Genomic DNA, 15348 nt, shown 5'->3' with positions numbered 1-15348 from the left:
AGCCGAATAGATTCTATTGTTGTGGCTGCTACGTGCCTTGTGTTAGGTGAAAATTTGGCTCAACATCCAAGAAACTCAAGTGAGCAACTATCAAGAGAAATTCTAAATTTCTGTAGACATGTCGCTGGTCCATGCGAGATAACGGCAGCGTGCACTTCTGGAGATTACATATCTGGATTGACTGACGCAAGGAAACAAGTGAAAGTGCTGCTTGTAATTCGCGATTTTCAGCCGAGACTAATGAATTACGTGAACATTTTTGATGATAGAAACATCGTGGTTTCCGCAACGGACATGTGGGTTTTTGAAAGAGATGTCGACCGAGGATTTTTAGGCGAAGCCCTAGCAAGCACGTTAACATTTCCATACATGCCCTTACTAAACGAGAATTATTTGCATAAGCAAGAAGTCAAATTGAAAAAACGCTTAATTACTGAACTTTTAGAAAGCCTCGTCTTGAATTTTCCTGAACTCTCCTACGAAATCCGCATAAAACCTGAATATTTCATGTATGAAACTTTGTTAAGTCGAGCGCGGCTTTTTCCTCCAATGATTCAAGACATGTTAAGTTTTATGCAGAGAAGCGCCAGGAAAGAGAATTTAGAAAGTGTTTTGAAGGGATATTTAGAAGCGTTAGAAGAATTAAAAAAAGAAAATGTAATCAGCTTTTCGGAAGGTTACATTAAAATTTCAAGAAAATTCGCTGATTCGGTTAGAAGCAAAAAAGTTCGCTTCGTAAGTCTTCTCAAAACCGCCCAGAAAGCACAAAGGACGTTATTTACGTCTCTGCTCAACATTTTTCCAAACGTCATGAGCTTCATTTCACAGAACAAGGAAACTCTTCTCAAACTTCCGAAAATCGCAGACGTAAATTCAAAAACTGCCCATCAAATTGAAGACCCCCAGAGATACCTATATGTGCCTACAGCCAGCGGACTTGTGCCATTAGCAAACAGAATCGACATCGAAGCATTTGCAAGGAAAATGCTCTCCGCCAAAAAAGACACAACAGTTAAAATCGAAGAAATTGGCGGCGTTTTAAATGATGTCTATTTAATAAGAGCTTTAACAGACCGCCAAGAAAAAAAGATTGTTGTTAAAAGCTACAGGGATTTATCTAATTTTAAGTGGTTTCCGCTCACGTTATGGACTGTTGGAACCCGAACTTTCGCTGTTTCCGGTCTTTCAAGACTTGAAAGAGAATGCGCCATAAACCAGTTTCTACATTCTAACGGATTTGCTGTTCCAGAAATATTACATGTGAGTCCTAGCGAACGATTAATTTTCATGGAGCATATTGAAGGAGAAAGCCTTGAGAAGATAATAAGAAAAATCGTGAATTCAAAAACCAAAAGTGGAACAGAAAAAGAATTAAGCGTTATAAGCAGAGTCGCCGAAAAATTCGCTAAGGCACACGCCCTTAATGTTTCTTTAGGCGATACAAAACCAGAAAACATCATGATAGGAAAAGATGGCGAAATCTACCTCTTAGATTTTGAACAAGCTTCACGAAATGGCGACAAAACTTGGGACATTGCAGAATTTCTTTATTATGCGGGACACTACATCCCGCCTTGGGTTGGCACGCACCCAGCAGAAAATCTCACGAGAACTTTCATTGAAGGTTACTTAAGGGCTGGAGGGGACGCAAAAGTTGTTAAGAAAGTTGGAAATCCAAAATACACGAAAGTTTTTAGCATCTTCACATTTCCACACATAATATTAGCTATTTCCAACATTTGCAAAAATGTAGACAAAAAGAAGGAAATATGATGGTTAAACGCAAGACTTCTTTGACATTTTATGGCGGAGTAAACGAAATCGGCGGAAACAAAATTCTACTCCAAGATGGCGACGTGAAAGTTTTCTTTGACTTCGGCATGTCCTTCGCAATGAAAAAAAGATATTATTCGCCTCCATTTCTTTCCCCTCGAAATGAAAAAAGTTTGCAAGAACTGGATATCTTGCCAAAAATAGAAGGCATCTACAAGTTTGACGAGAAAGCTCCAGAGGTTAAAGCAGTTTTTCTCTCTCATGCACATATGGACCACTCAGCCTATTTGTCTTTCATAAAACGTGAAATCCCAGTTTACTGCGGAGAAACCACAAAAATCATTTTGCAAGCGCTGAGTGAAATGCGAAGGACAGAATTGGAGTTTAACGTTGAAGGAATAGAATTTAAGACGTTCAGAACTGGAAAAAAAGTAGCCATAGACGACGTGGAAATAGAGCCAATTCATGTGGACCATTCCGTGCCAGGCGCTTATGGATTTATAATTCACACTTCCAACGGAGCTATTGTTTATACTGGTGATTTCAGAATTCACGGAGCAAAGCCTCAAATGACACAAGATTTTGTCAACAAAGCAAAAGCTGCCAAACCAGCCGCTGTTATCACCGAAGCTACAAACATGACCGGCGCGTCCGTTTCTTCAGAAGCTGAGGTTGAGAACAAATTGAACAGTATTGTTGAGCAAGCCAATGGGATAGTGCTTGCCAATTTTGCCTCCACAGACGTGGATAGGTTAAATTCGTTTTACCGAATTGCCAAAGCGAATAAGCGTTGCCTAGCTGTTTCGCTGAAGCAAGCCTACTTGCTTGAAGCACTTCGTAAGGATAAAGGGTTAAAGATTCCGAGTTTAAGTGACGCTAACATTTTGATTTTTCGAAAATCGAAGAAAACAAAAGACAAGTGGAAAAGCCAAATAATGGAACAATATCAAGACAAAATTAAAAACGCCTCCGATGTTTCGAAGCAGCAATGCGAACTAATTTTAGCCCTATCCTTTTACGATTTGGAAGAACTTGTAGAAATTAACCCCACTGCGGGAAGTTGCTATGTTTTGTCGGCTTCTGAACCGTTCAATGAAGAAATGGAACTGGACTATGAAAAACTTGTTAACTGGCTTGGACATTACGGTTTGCCGCAGTATCACATTCACGTGTCAGGGCACATAATGCCACTACAACTAAAAGCTATACTAAAAGAAATAAACGCCAACAAAATTTTTCCAATCCACACAGAAAATGCGGAACTCCTAGCCAGATTCACAAGCGACCTAAAAAGTAAAACGGTACTGGTTGAAAAAGAGAAGAAATACGAAGTTTAACCTTTAAGCTTTGGACTCTTGCTTTCGGCGTGATAAGGCAGTTTGTTCGTTCTGAAAATAACAAGTTTATCTTTAAACGATGCAAGATAAGCTAAAATAAGTTTTTTGCCCTTTTCAGTTAAGGCATAAACTGGAATGGTAACGCCCAACTGCAAAAGCGCATTTTTGCCGATTTTCATGCGCATAAGCGTTGAAGCACTTGCGCAAGCAACATCAGCCTTAGCAACATGTTTAATGTCATTTTTGCCTACGCATGTGTTGCACACAGAAAACACCAGAACATCCAAGCCAGCAGTTCTCTCGAACTTTCTAATTTCACTAATTGCTTCGGCTTGAAAACCAGCGATGCTCACGGCGACACGTTTAAAGCCCAAGTCAGATGCTTGTTTAACACCTTCTACTTGGTTAATTCTTGCACTGGTTTTATCCAAAACAATTCCATCACTCGCCTCGATGTGCTTGATGATTTCCTTAATTGGCGACGTTTTAATTATGCCAGTTAACCGCGCACCTATGGCTTGAACGAGGCTACCATTAGCAGTTATAACAGTGCCAGCACCTTCACAAACAATGACCGCACAGTCAACAAGTCCTTTCTCCAACCAGACTTTCATCATCTCAGACGCGCCATAAGCCACTACGGACTCAGAGTCAAAAACTCTTCGTGCACAACAAAAACCATAACCCGCAATCTTCTTTTCCACACTTTTCTGCACACTTTCCAAATCAATTGTCTTAGAGCCATACAAAGCTTCATGCAAAGGGCAATATTCAACAGTAGGTTCAGTTAAAACTTCAACACCTTTCTCTGAAATCCGCACTCGAGCACCGCAACAATAGATTTCATGCTCGCCCGATACGCATGAAAAATGCTTTTTCATTTGTCCGCACTCATCAAAGAGTCTAATGAGTTAACAAATTTCAATGCTGTCATTAAATAACATTTTTCAATAAAAGAGAGAAAAGAGGATTAAAGCTCTTCATGATAGTGTTTGAGTATAATCATTGCGTCAGCTTTGTCAACGTTGCCATCATAGTTGAGGTCTGCTTGCTCATTCCAGTTCGGGTCGCCAGGGTGACTTTCATAAGCAGCATCCCATGCTACTAAATCGTTTATGTCCACTTTTCCATCGCCATTTACATCGCCTACAATTTTGAGTTTTACTGTTCCATCTTCCAACGTGTTATCTGCTGTGTTTAGTTCATTTGGTAATATACTTGCTTCAGCTCTGATGACATACAAATCAAGACTTGGTGGTACCGCAGTAGTGTTCCAGTTGAATGTTAACGTGATGTTTTCCTTAGGCAGAAGATCAACTACGTCTTGTGTAGCTATGAGTGTCGAGTTGTAGAATAGACTGACAGAGAAACTTTCAGGTATGTCTCCATCATTGAGAACTGTGACGTTTATTGAGATGACACGTCCCACGTAAGTTTCATGGTAAAGAACTACGATGTCTTGAACAGCAATGTTTCTCACGAATATCCTTACAAAGCCATCTTGTGTATCATGAGGGATAGGCGTTCCAGCATTATCCTTAAGCACTGACGATTCAAAATGTAACAGAGATGTTCCATAGCCTTTCACGAAAAATTTGATTTCCACAAGCGCAGTGTCAGTAGTTACCGTCACGGCAGTTGTATATGTTAAGTTAACCCAAACATATCCTACAACATCATCCACATCTACATTCGTATTAGGATATTGCCCTTGAACCAATTGCTTAGTCACTTGCTTAACTGAAAGCACATTCGGATTGAAAGTTAGATTAAACTCGCAATTTTTCATGTTTGCAACGGCATCAATCATTATTTTTATTACAATAGTATCGCCTGGCAAAATTGTTGGGTCTTCAATGCTTGGTGGGTCTACGTAAAGGGTTGTATCCGACGGGTTTGTTTGAGCGAACAATGTTGTGAGAGTTAATGACAACGTTGCAAAGAGCAGCGTAGCCGTTACTAGTATTGTTTTAATTTTTTCTTCCAAATTTCCACCTAACAATATTTTACTTTTAGCTTCCTAATTAAATTTCCATTATCGTATCTATTAATAATCAGAAAATTCAGATAGCGACAAAAAGAAGAGAAGAATCGAAGATTATTTCTGCTCTTCTTTATTCGTCATCTCGTTAATCTGCTGCTCCATCATGTGCCCGCGACAGTAGATTAGAGCTTTTTTGACACCGGCAACTTTTGAAGCCGCGTTTTTAATGTCCATGGCGAGTTTGAATGCGATTGGACAGAAGGGGCTTGAAGGAACAAATTCCACCTTAACAACGCCTGAATTTTCTTCTTTAACATTCGTTATCATCTGCATCTCAGCAAAAGTTAACCCAGTCTCAGGGTCAACAACTTTGCCAACGGCTTCGCGTACTTTGTCTTCTAATTCCGTCAAACCTCACACACTCATTTCTTTACGCATAAAAGACGAACGAATAATATATAAACCGTTGCATGAGCTTTACAAATTTTTTCCTTTTCTTTTTTTGTGCATACGCCAACTTAAAGTCATAGTTCTAGGATGCGAAGCTTTCACCTCATCCAACCGGGGAACAGCAGTATTATGCGGCGCTTTCAGAACTACTTCAGGGGTTGTATAGGCTTCCGCGCATATTTTTCGCATAACTTCAGCGAAATGGTCAAGTTCTTCCTTCTCAACGGTTTCTGTAGGTTCAATCATCAAGGCTTCATCTACAATCATGGGAAAATAGATTGTTGGAGCATGTATTCCATAGTCAAGCAAACGCTTAGCCACATTTAACGCGGAAACGCCTGTCTCGTTTTTTAGAGTTTTAGCGCTGAAGACACACTCATGCTTTCTTGGTTTCTCACTATCGTATGGAAGCGTTAACCCTTTAATTTCTTTAAGTTTCTTCAAGAGGTAATTAGCGTTTAAAACAGAAACTTCAGCAACTTCTTTCAACCCCTCAAAGCCTAAACTCAAAATATAAGCGTAAGCTTTCAACAAAACCGTGACATTTCCATAGAAACTCCGAATTTTTCCGATGCTATCTGGTCTATCATAATCAAAGTGATAATGTTTGCCATCAAAAACTATTCGGGGAACAGGCAAAAACCTAGCTAATTCTTTAGAAACGCCAACTGGTCCCGCTCCTGGACCGCCTCCGCCGTGAGGTGTGCTGAATGTTTTGTGAATGTTTATGTGAACGATGTCGAAGCCCATGTCGCCTGGTCTGGTTTTGCATAAGATTGGGTTTAGGTTTGCTCCGTCATAGTATAGGAGCCCCCCAGCTTCGTGAACAATCCTAGCTATTTCGTCGATGTTCTTTTCAAAAATGCCAAGCGTGTTTGGATTAGTAAGCATAAGTCCTGCTGTTCGTTCTGAAACAACCGCTTTCAATGCGCCGAGGCTAATACACCCATCATCATTTGACGGAACAACTACCACGTTGAACCCAGCCATTGCTGCGCTTGCGGGATTCGTGCCATGTGCTGAATCTGGAACTATTACTTCAGTTCGCTTTTCACTTTCGCCTTTAAACTTGTGATATGCCCGCATAAGTAGGGTTCCCACAAACTCTCCATGCGCACCCGCTGCTGGTTGTAAACAAACCTCATAAGTGCCTGTTATTTCTGCAAGCCACCGTTCAAGCCGATAAAGGATTTTGAGAATGCCTTGCACGGTGCTTTCGTCTTGATATGGATGAATCATATTTATTGCTGGCGAGCTTGCCAGATTTTCATTTATTTTTGGGTTGTATTTCATTGTGCAGCTTCCAAGTGGATAGAAGCCAGAATCAATTCCATAATTCATTTCAGACAAACGTATGAAATGCCGAGCAACTTCAACTTCTGAAAGCTCTGGAAGATTCGGATTTGTTGTTCGCTGGAGGTTCTCGGGTACAGCTGTCTTCAAATCTCCAATTGTTGCCTTGATTTCCTCTTCTACTTCTGGTAGAATATGTCCTACGCGTCCACTTTTTCCTAGAGTGAAAATCACTGATTCATTCCAACTTGCCTGCTTATACATACAATCATCACTATCCTGCCAAAATCTTCTCTAATGCTTCTGCCAAACGCTCAATTTCTTCTTTTGAATGAATTTCCGTCACGCAGTAGAGGGCAGTTTCTCCAAGTCCAGGAAACTCTTTTGAGAGGTTTTTGCCACCATGGATTTGGTGTTTAAGAAGTTTTCTATTGACTTCTTCTACGTGAGATTTGGCGCCGTCAAAATTGACTGTGAACTCTTTGAAATGGGCAGATTTGAAGATTGGCGCTTTTACACCGTCTATTTTGGAGAGTAAATGTATGGCGTAATTAGCTTTGTACATTATTGTTTCGCCAAGTTTACGAAAGCCTTGGGGCCCAAGTAGAGCCATGTAAACAGCCGATGCCACGGCGCATAATGCTTCGTTAGAACAGATGTTGGATGTTGCTTTTTCACGTCTTATGTGTTGTTCACGCGTTTGCAAGGTCATACAAAAACCTTGTTTGCTATTGTCGGTAGTCGTTGTTAACCCAATTATTCGACCTGGCATCTGCCTAATCAAGTTCATGTCGTCACGGCAAGCGAAAATTCCCAAAAGTGGACCACCAAAATTCATAGAATTGCCTAAAGGTTGAGCTTCACCGATTGCAATGTCTGCGCCATAATCACCAGGAGGTTTCAAAATGCCAAGTGATGTCGGGTCAACACCAACTATTAAAAGTGCGCCGTGCACATGCGCTTGTTTGCTGATTTCATCAACTTGTGTCTCTATGAACCCAAAATAAGATGGATTTTCGATGTAAACGGCAGCTGTTTTGTCGCATATTTTATTATTTAAATCTTCGAGGTCGACTTGTCCGGTTTCTCTGTTGTAAGCTATTTGCTGAATTTTTATTTCTGCAGGCTCAGCATAAGCTTGTAAAGTTGCGGCTCTTTCAGGATGAATAATTCTTGGAATTAAAACTTCGTTTCTTCCTGTTACGCGAACTGCCATACGAGCAGCCTCGCCTAAAGCCGAAGCCCAATCATACATCGAGCAATTAGCAACATCCATACCAGTTAACTCGCAAATCATACTTTGATATTCGAAAAGTGCTTGAAGCATGCCTTGTGAAATTTCAGGCTGATAAGGCGTATAAGCAGTTAGAAATTCGCTACGTTGAACAATTTCCTTTACAACGGCTGGCACGTAATGTGGCCAACATCCAGCGCCCAAAAAAATGGGCATATTATCGCATGTCTTGTTTTTTGAAAGTAAAGCTTCAACATGCTTTTTGATTTCAAATTCGGATAAAGCTTTGGGAAGATTTAATGACTTTCTTAAACGATATTTTTCAGGAACGTCAACATAAAGCTCATCAATACTGTCTATGCCGATTTCCTGCATCATTTCCTGTTTGATTTCTGGTTGAGAGTTAGGTATGTACGGGTGATTATGCTTATCCAATGTTTTCACCGTGGCGAATTAAACACTAAATCGCGGTGTATTCTTTAAGTTTTCTAAATTCCTCAAAGTAAACGCTACATCTTGACTATGCGATTAGGTTCAATATTGAATTCCTTTTGTTGCAACCAGCTCTTTCAAATGTTTAACATCAACTATTTCGTTTACAAAGTCTGCGCGGTCTATCAGTTCTTTCGGAGCAAATCTTCCAGTCAATACGACATCAGTTTTTTTCGGAACCTTGTCCAGTAACTTCAGAACATCATTTACATCAAGAAGTCTGCAATACAAAGCTAGATTAATTTCGTCTAAAACCAGCAGATGCGGCTTCTTTTCCTTAATAATTTTCTCAGCAAATCTTAGCGCTTTATACGCTAGTTTCTTATCTCGCTCGTCTAGATTGTCTAGTCCATGCCACCCTTTTCTGCCAAACTGATAAATCTCATAGTAAGGCGCAAGCATCTTTCGAATCTTATATTCGCCAGTGTTTTTCCACCACTTCAAAAACTGAATTATTACAACTTTGTGTTTGTGTCCAATGGAACGAAGCGCCAAGCCCAAAGCGTTTGTAGTTTTACCCGCGCCAGTCCCGGTATAGAGGTAGATGTAACCCATTAGGTTTCCTCTTTTTCACAATCTCTTTTATGTTTGAACGTTATTATAAGTTTTAAATAGGATTATGCGTCCATGTTTGCAACGGAGAAAGAACGAATGAAATATGACTATGATGCGCTACTGAAAAAGGCGCGTTCCCAAATTCCAGAAGTCGCCTCAAAACGCGAACGACTAGAACTGCCCAGATTGAACCATTCAGTAATCGGCATGCGCACAATAATCTACAACTTCAAAGAAATCGCAGACGCATTAAATCGTGACCCGCAACATTTGTTGAAGTTTTTGACGCGTGAAACCGCTACCGCAGCGACATTGCAGGAGTCGCGAGCCATTTTTAAAGGAAAATTCTCACACGAAACTATAGAAAGACTCTTGCAGAGATACTTGGAAACCTTCGTGATGTGCCCAGTCTGCAAGCGTCCAGACACAAAGATTGTAAAGGAGAAACGACTATCATTTCTAGTGTGCGAAGCATGCGGAGCAAGGTCAGCAGTGCAGCAACTTTAACATGAGCGGCTAAAAATTGGATGTCTATATTAAACTTCGAAAAATCGGCAACAACGTATTATTAGCCATGTGCGACGAGGAAGTTCTCGGAAAAACCCTCTGCGAAGGCAAAATAGTTTTTCAGGTCAAAGAAGAATTCTATAAAGGCACAAAGGTAAGCATCGAAGAAGCAATTGCAATGATAGAAAACTCAACAATAGTAAACATGGTAGGCACAAATGTCGTTAAAAAAGCCGTAGAAAAGGGATACGTGCATCCAGAAGCGATTCTTAATATAGAGGGGATACCCCACGCGCAAATCGTAAAAATGTAGGATACAATGTGCTCATTGATTTATGTTAGAGAGAATATAGTGCCCCCATAAACTCATAACATGATAATGCTATTTTTTTTACATATAACTAAATCACATTTTTAAGGACAAAACTTAACTGCAAAAAAGATAGGAAAAGATTACTGGTGACCACATTGCCGGAAGAAATTGAACTTCTCAGAAAACTATCAAACGCTTTTGGACCCTCTGGAAATGAAGGAGACGTAGCGGAGATTCTTAAAACTGAACTTGAGGAATATGCTGATGAAACACGTGTTGATAAGCTTGGCAGCATATTCTTTCATCATCATGGAAAGGAAGGATACCCCAGAATTATGCTTTCAGCTCACATGGACGAAGTAGGTTTCATAATCACTTACATAGAAGAAAATGGCTTTCTACGGTTTGAAACACTCGGAGGCATAACAAACAACATCCTACTCGGACAGAGAATACTACTTAAAGGAGAAAAAGGCTACCTAAAAGGAATAATCGGAACCAAACCACCTCACATAATGACGCCCGAAGAACAGAACAAGATAATACCCAAAGAAGACCTGTTCATTGACATAGGCGCCGACAACCTCAGCCAAGCACAAGAAAAAGGCGCAGAAGTGGGCACGCTAGGCGTTTTTGATGTTGAATTCACAGATATAGGCGACGGATATTTCAGAGGAAAAGCATTTGATGACAGAGCAGGATGCACAGTTCTCGCTGAAGTGTTCAAGTCCATGAAAGACTCGCCATACAACATCGTTGCTGTTGGCTCCGTACAAGAAGAACTAGGATTGAGAGGAGCAAGAACCGCCGCTTGGCAAGTAGACCCAGATTATGGATTAGCCCTAGAAGGAACATTCGTTGCCGACGTCCCAAATACTAGACCAGACAGAGTCTCATCAAAAATCAAGGATGGCCCCGTCATAACGATACTGGACAAAACCGTTTTCACTCATCCAACTGTTCTTAAAACTCTAGTTAAAGTTGGAAAAGAAAAGTCAATTCCGTTTCAGTTCAAGAAAGTGCCGATGGGCGGAACAGACGCGGGAGCAATTCACCTCACAAAGGCAGGTGTGCCAAGCGGAGTCGTAGCAGTGCCGTGCAGATACATTCATGGACCCGCCTCAATCATACACGCTGATGATTTAAAGAATACTATAAAGCTTGTAACTGAATTTGTGAAAACCATCTCAACAAAGTAGGAAAAACAGTTAATCGAATGAGCATAACTTTTAAGGAAGTTATATACTTCTTTTAGAAGAATACATTTGAGGTGCTTCGGTGGGTAAGAAGAAGGTCCTAACAGAAGAAGAATTAAGCGAAATGATATATCCATCCCCAAACGATGTTTTGGGAGTAGCCGTTAAACTACTTGGATTCGACCGTGTTCTAGTCAAATGCCAAGACGGACACGAACGCTTATGCCGCATACGCGGAAAAATGAAAAGACGAGTTTGGATAAGAGAAGGAGATGTTGTGTTAGTTTCCCCATGGGATTTCCAATCAGACAAGCGCGGCGACTTAATCTGGCGTTACACAAAAGCTCAAGCGGACATGCTTCGAAAAAAAGGCTATTTAACCATCTAAATTCTGTGTATACATGGGGAAATAAGTGTGCCTTTTGAAACACGCGTCGAAAAAAGACTTCGAAGAAAAGAGAAACGTTACGAAACCGAGCAGTTAATGAAGGAAAAACGAAGCGAAGAATATGAGGTTTTAGAAGAAGTTTTTGACCGTTCAACATTGATGGTAATCTACGACTTCATGAATAAAGGAACAATAAACGAAATCTACGGAGTTGTTAGAGCTGGAAAAGAATCACGCGTTTACTGGGGAAAAGACAAGCAAGGAAACGAATTGGCAATAAAAATCTACTTAACGGTTTCAGCAGAATTCCGAAAAGGCATCCTCAAATACATTGAGGGAGACCCGAGATTTACAGGCTTAAGACGTGACACGCGCTCGCTGATTTTTGCGTGGGCTCAGAAAGAATACAAAAACTTGGAGTTAGCAACCCAGGCGAAGGTTAGAGTCCCAAGGCCGATTGCCGTGAAAAACAATGTGTTAATTATGGAGTTTATAGGTAAAGAAGGTGTCACTGCTCCATCAATGAAGGAGCTTCCGCCAAAGAAACCCGAAAAAATTTATCAAACCTTACTAGGTTATTTGAAAAAACTGTATACTAAAGCCGAGCTTGTTCATGGAGATTTAAGCGAATACAACATTATGATTTGGAAAGGTCGCCCAGTATTATTTGACATGTCTCAAGCGGTTCTTACTTCGCATCCTATGGCAGAATTTCTCTTACGCAGAGACCTAACTAATTTAAACAGGTTTTTCAGCAAGTTAGGCGTGGATGTACCCTCTCTAGAAGAATGTTATAGGAAGGTTACGGGTCTTGGCGAAACCTAGTGCGTTCGTTAGAATACCAAAAGAAAGAGTAGGCGTTTTAATAGGACCAGAAGGAAAAACCAAAAAGAGCATTGAAGAAAAACTTATGGTTCAGTTACAAATAGACAGCGAAACAGGCGGCGTAACGCTTATGCTAAGCGAAAAAGCTGAAGATCCAAGCTTGCTTTTCAGAGCGAAAGATGTTGTGACCGCCATTGGAAGAGGTTTTTCTTCTGAACATGCCTTCCGCTTAATCCGCGATGAAGACGCCATTCTGGATGTTATAGACTTGCGAACCGTTTTTGGAAAGTCCGAATCAGACATCCGCCGCATTAAAGGACGAATAATAGGAATGAACGGCAAAACACGCAGAACTATAGAGGAATTGACAGACGCTAACATTTCTGTATATGGACACACGGTCTGCATAATTGGAAACATGGAACAGGCGCAAGCTGCAAGAGAAGCCATTCAAATGTTGATAGAAGGAAGCCTACACAGCACAGTCTACCGCTATCTGCATAGAAAACGCAGAGAACTCAAAAAGAAAATGTTCGAGCTCTGGGAAAAACCACCAGAAGAACCCTAATTACCATATCAGAACCACAGCTACCCAGTTTTGAAATAGGAGTTTTCAGAGATTATTTAGATATTATGGTGGCGATTGCCAAGGAACACCTATCCTGCCGAAGTTGGGAAGGACTCCTACAATGTCGCCCATGTCGATTTTCTGGTCTCGCCATCTGTATCTTGGGATGTCATCTATGTCGCAGTGAAAATTCCAACGAGAATGAACAGCGAAAGTTTTGTCTTTATAAGTGTAAGAACCAAAAGAATCCACTATTGTTACTATGTCGGTCATACTTGTCTTTCCATCGTAGTTTATATCGCCCTTCATGTAATCCCATTTCCAAATGTTGTATGCGAAGATGCCCGGGTACAGAACGTTATAGTAATATCCGTAAACTCTATCTCTCAAATAGCACCTTTTGACTGAAGAGTACAAAGGCACAGATGGAACGTCCTCGTAATATAATTCTTCTAGTTGATAATAGATTGATTGTCTCAATGGACCGTCTGGAACACGAACGCCGTTTTCTATTAAGTCATCTATTGTTTGATTTTTATAGTTTTGACAAGACGCAAAGGTCCCGTTGCTGTGAAGAATTGGATAAGCAAAATGGTGTATATCTGCAGAGTCAGATAGCCAGCCTACCATAAATGTCGGTAATTCATGTCTCTGAAGTGCTTGTGAGAACTGACCCCATGACACCATTTTGGTTTGCACATGAAACTTGCCACCGGCTATCTCATTGCCTATATTCATGATGCGCTGCGCAATATTTTGACACACTGATCCGCTAAATGTATCGGTATACGGCAATGTTATGGTGAAACCAGCGCTCAGCAGCTGTCCATTCCATGCCAGAGAAAACTCTTCTTTGGCCTTCTCAATGTCGAAAGAGTAGTAGCTTTGCGTTGGGTTAACGTAGGGTAAACCAGATGGTGCAAAAGTTATTGGTTGATAAGCCATTCCTCCAAGCAAATCATTAATCAGATATGTAAAGTTCATGCAATATGTAAAGGCTTTTCTAACATGGATATCGTTAAAAAAGTCCCGTGGTATTCCATCCTCAGAAAGCACTCCATAGTCATTGATTTTTCCATATGTTCCGCCTGCAGGTGTGATGTTAAATGTAAAGAAGAAACTTTGAATTTCTAGCTCAGGCACCTGCCAATACTGGAGCCGTATGCCGTTCAAAGTTTCTTTCCATATGTCGCCATTTACATGAAAATACGGCCACCTAGAACGTGACCCATAGTGAGCAAAGTCGCAGTCGCCATTTACAAACTCATTTACGCATGTTAATGCATCCCTTTGTCTAACAGTTAGTCTCGTAACCCAGCCTGCTGGTTTGCAGCCATACATGTTTGGCCAACCAGCTGGCCAGCCGCCCCAATAGTCATCAAACTTCACCACAGACCATTCGCTGGCAAAATCTAATCTGTCTAGTATGTATGGTCCTGTTCCGCACGTGACTCCTGGACTTGTAGCGCTCATGGGTATCATGTCTACACATGGAAGCTCTGGTTCAAGTGGGCTTGTTGGGTAGTGGTAGAGTGTCCAGTTTTCCCATGTTCCAAGCCACTCGCCTGTTGGGTGGCCAGCAGCCTCAGCTTCTGGATCTACAAAGTCCGCAAGCCACGGCTTGCTCATTATTGAGCACCATGATTGCGATATGACTTGGAAGAAAATCCTCAGCGAATAACCTATTGGCTTGTTCGCGATTTCGTCCCAGAAACTGGAACGTTGACGCTTCGTTGCTAGATCAAAGAGCGCAATTGGCGTAAATGAGACAGATCCACCTATTGTTAAGTTTTTGTTTGCGATGTTGAGCCAAACGTGGGTATCATTACGTTGGATGGCATTGTCGATTTTTTCTCCGAAAGTTGGATCTGACGGATCAGCGCTGAATGCATCTAGAAGTGGTTCGTAAATCGTCCATTGTGGTCCGCCTGGGTAGTCGTATACCATTAATCGTTCGAAACTGTGTTCGATGTCTTCGGTTGTTAAGTAGTATTGGTCCCATGTTGGCACTGGACTCAAGTCGGACCTGCACCATGTGTGGAATGGCACATTTTCGCGTATTTTGAAGTATATTGTGTAGTTTGTGTATGGGGGTGCTGCTGGGTCTGGTGGTGCAATCCATACTTGTTCAGCCAATTGTGGAATGAAATAGTCGTATCTTTCGCCGTCAAAGAAAATCAGAGTCTCGTAAATATTAAAGAGCAGTTCAGCGCTTGCCATATCATAACAGTTAGCAGGATCCAAAGTAATGGGGGTGGCACCAGTTATTGTATCCACTATTAGTTCATATGGATTAGGTGGTGCAGCACATGTCACTTGCGGTATTGAAAGCGTCAGCAAAGTGGATAACAACAAAGTAACAAGCAGAACTTTTTTCATTTCTCCTTTCCTCTCAGATATAATTAGCAGTTTAAATTGTTTAAATACTTTTTG

General features: G+C 41.0%; 15 protein-coding genes. 8 read left to right on the top strand and 7 right to left on the bottom strand.

The window, feature by feature from the left end; genetic code table 11:
- Positions 1 to 54: 54 nt before the first annotated feature.
- Positions 55 to 1773 carry a hypothetical protein gene (locus QXW63_00760; protein MEM3460431.1) on the top strand — a complete coding sequence of 573 codons (1719 nt, stop codon included), beginning with the start codon at positions 55 to 57 and terminating at the stop codon, positions 1771 to 1773.
- Positions 1773 to 3110, top strand: a complete 1338-nt coding sequence (locus tag QXW63_00755) for an MBL fold metallo-hydrolase (GenBank protein MEM3460430.1) — start codon at positions 1773 to 1775, stop codon at positions 3108 to 3110. The genes QXW63_00760 and QXW63_00755 overlap by 1 nt, the downstream gene beginning before the upstream one ends.
- Here the strand turns inward: QXW63_00755 and QXW63_00750 are convergent.
- The 6 genes from QXW63_00750 to QXW63_00725 form a co-directional block, all read right to left on the bottom strand.
- The gene (locus QXW63_00750; protein ID MEM3460429.1) at positions 3107 to 3991 is read right to left on the bottom strand and encodes a DUF2099 family protein; all 885 of its coding nucleotides are present in this window, start codon (positions 3989 to 3991) and stop codon (positions 3107 to 3109) included. The two genes, QXW63_00755 and QXW63_00750, sit on opposite strands and share 4 nt — an antisense overlap.
- Positions 3992 to 4080: 89 nt before the next feature.
- Positions 4081 to 5097 (bottom strand): dockerin type I domain-containing protein, encoded by a 1017-nt coding sequence (locus QXW63_00745; protein ID MEM3460428.1) that lies wholly within the window; start codon positions 5095 to 5097, stop codon positions 4081 to 4083.
- Between the two features lie 111 nt (positions 5098 to 5208).
- Positions 5209 to 5505, bottom strand: a complete 297-nt coding sequence (locus QXW63_00740; protein MEM3460427.1) for an iron-sulfur cluster assembly protein — start codon at positions 5503 to 5505, stop codon at positions 5209 to 5211.
- A 66-nt stretch (positions 5506 to 5571) separates the two neighbouring features.
- Positions 5572 to 7101 carry an aminomethyl-transferring glycine dehydrogenase subunit GcvPB gene (gene gcvPB, locus QXW63_00735; GenBank protein MEM3460426.1) on the bottom strand — a complete coding sequence of 510 codons (1530 nt, stop codon included), beginning with the start codon at positions 7099 to 7101 and terminating at the stop codon, positions 5572 to 5574.
- 10 nt (positions 7102 to 7111) lie between these two features.
- Positions 7112 to 8506 carry an aminomethyl-transferring glycine dehydrogenase subunit GcvPA gene (gene gcvPA, locus QXW63_00730; protein MEM3460425.1) on the bottom strand — a complete coding sequence of 465 codons (1395 nt, stop codon included), beginning with the start codon at positions 8504 to 8506 and terminating at the stop codon, positions 7112 to 7114.
- 99 nt (positions 8507 to 8605) lie between these two features.
- Positions 8606 to 9118, bottom strand: a complete 513-nt coding sequence (locus QXW63_00725; GenBank protein MEM3460424.1) for a cob(I)yrinic acid a,c-diamide adenosyltransferase — start codon at positions 9116 to 9118, stop codon at positions 8606 to 8608.
- A gap of 96 nt (positions 9119 to 9214) precedes the next feature.
- Here QXW63_00725 and QXW63_00720 point away from each other — a divergent pair, with 96 nt between their 5' ends.
- From QXW63_00720 to QXW63_00695, 6 genes are all read left to right on the top strand, one after another.
- Complete coding sequence (locus QXW63_00720) at positions 9215 to 9625, top strand: translation initiation factor IF-2 subunit beta (GenBank protein MEM3460423.1); 411 nt, start codon at positions 9215 to 9217, stop codon at positions 9623 to 9625.
- Between the two features lie 16 nt (positions 9626 to 9641).
- Positions 9642 to 9938, top strand: a complete 297-nt coding sequence (locus QXW63_00715; GenBank protein ID MEM3460422.1) for a DUF424 family protein — start codon at positions 9642 to 9644, stop codon at positions 9936 to 9938.
- A gap of 155 nt (positions 9939 to 10093) precedes the next feature.
- Positions 10094 to 11137 (top strand): M42 family metallopeptidase, encoded by a 1044-nt coding sequence (locus QXW63_00710; GenBank protein ID MEM3460421.1) that lies wholly within the window; start codon positions 10094 to 10096, stop codon positions 11135 to 11137.
- A 79-nt stretch (positions 11138 to 11216) separates the two neighbouring features.
- On the top strand, positions 11217 to 11522 hold the full coding sequence (gene eif1A / locus QXW63_00705) for a translation initiation factor eIF-1A (GenBank protein MEM3460420.1): 306 nt from the start codon (positions 11217 to 11219) through the stop codon (positions 11520 to 11522).
- 27 nt (positions 11523 to 11549) lie between these two features.
- Positions 11550 to 12347, top strand: coding sequence for a serine protein kinase RIO (locus QXW63_00700; protein ID MEM3460419.1), 798 nt, complete (start codon positions 11550 to 11552; stop codon positions 12345 to 12347).
- Positions 12334 to 12915, top strand: coding sequence for a KH domain-containing protein (locus QXW63_00695; GenBank protein ID MEM3460418.1), 582 nt, complete (start codon positions 12334 to 12336; stop codon positions 12913 to 12915). Before QXW63_00700 ends, QXW63_00695 begins: the two co-directional genes overlap by 14 nt.
- 63 nt (positions 12916 to 12978) lie before the next feature.
- Here the strand turns inward: QXW63_00695 and QXW63_00690 are convergent, their stop codons facing one another.
- A complete protein-coding gene (locus tag QXW63_00690) occupies positions 12979 to 15294 on the bottom strand; it encodes an ABC transporter substrate-binding protein (GenBank protein MEM3460417.1) in 2316 nt (771 codons plus the stop codon).
- Between the last annotated feature and the right edge of the window lie 54 nt (positions 15295 to 15348).

The organism is Candidatus Bathyarchaeia archaeon (assembly GCA_038873195.1).
GTDB lineage: Archaea > Thermoproteota > Bathyarchaeia > Bathyarchaeales > Bathycorpusculaceae > DSLH01.
This window is presented reverse-complemented; position numbering and strand designations above follow the sequence as displayed.

Coding starts and splice junctions, on each gene's coding strand:
- QXW63_00720 (MEM3460423.1), top strand. CDS start 9,215: ATGAAATATGACTATGATGCGCTACTGAAAAAGGCGCGTTCCCAAATT.
- QXW63_00755 (MEM3460430.1), top strand. CDS start 1,773: ATGGTTAAACGCAAGACTTCTTTGACATTTTATGGCGGAGTAAACGAA.
- QXW63_00690 (MEM3460417.1), bottom strand. CDS start 15,294: ATGAAAAAAGTTCTGCTTGTTACTTTGTTGTTATCCACTTTGCTGACG.
- QXW63_00725 (MEM3460424.1), bottom strand. CDS start 9,118: ATGGGTTACATCTACCTCTATACCGGGACTGGCGCGGGTAAAACTACA.
- gcvPB (MEM3460426.1), bottom strand. CDS start 7,101: ATGTATAAGCAGGCAAGTTGGAATGAATCAGTGATTTTCACTCTAGGA.
- QXW63_00750 (MEM3460429.1), bottom strand. CDS start 3,991: ATGAAAAAGCATTTTTCATGCGTATCGGGCGAGCATGAAATCTATTGT.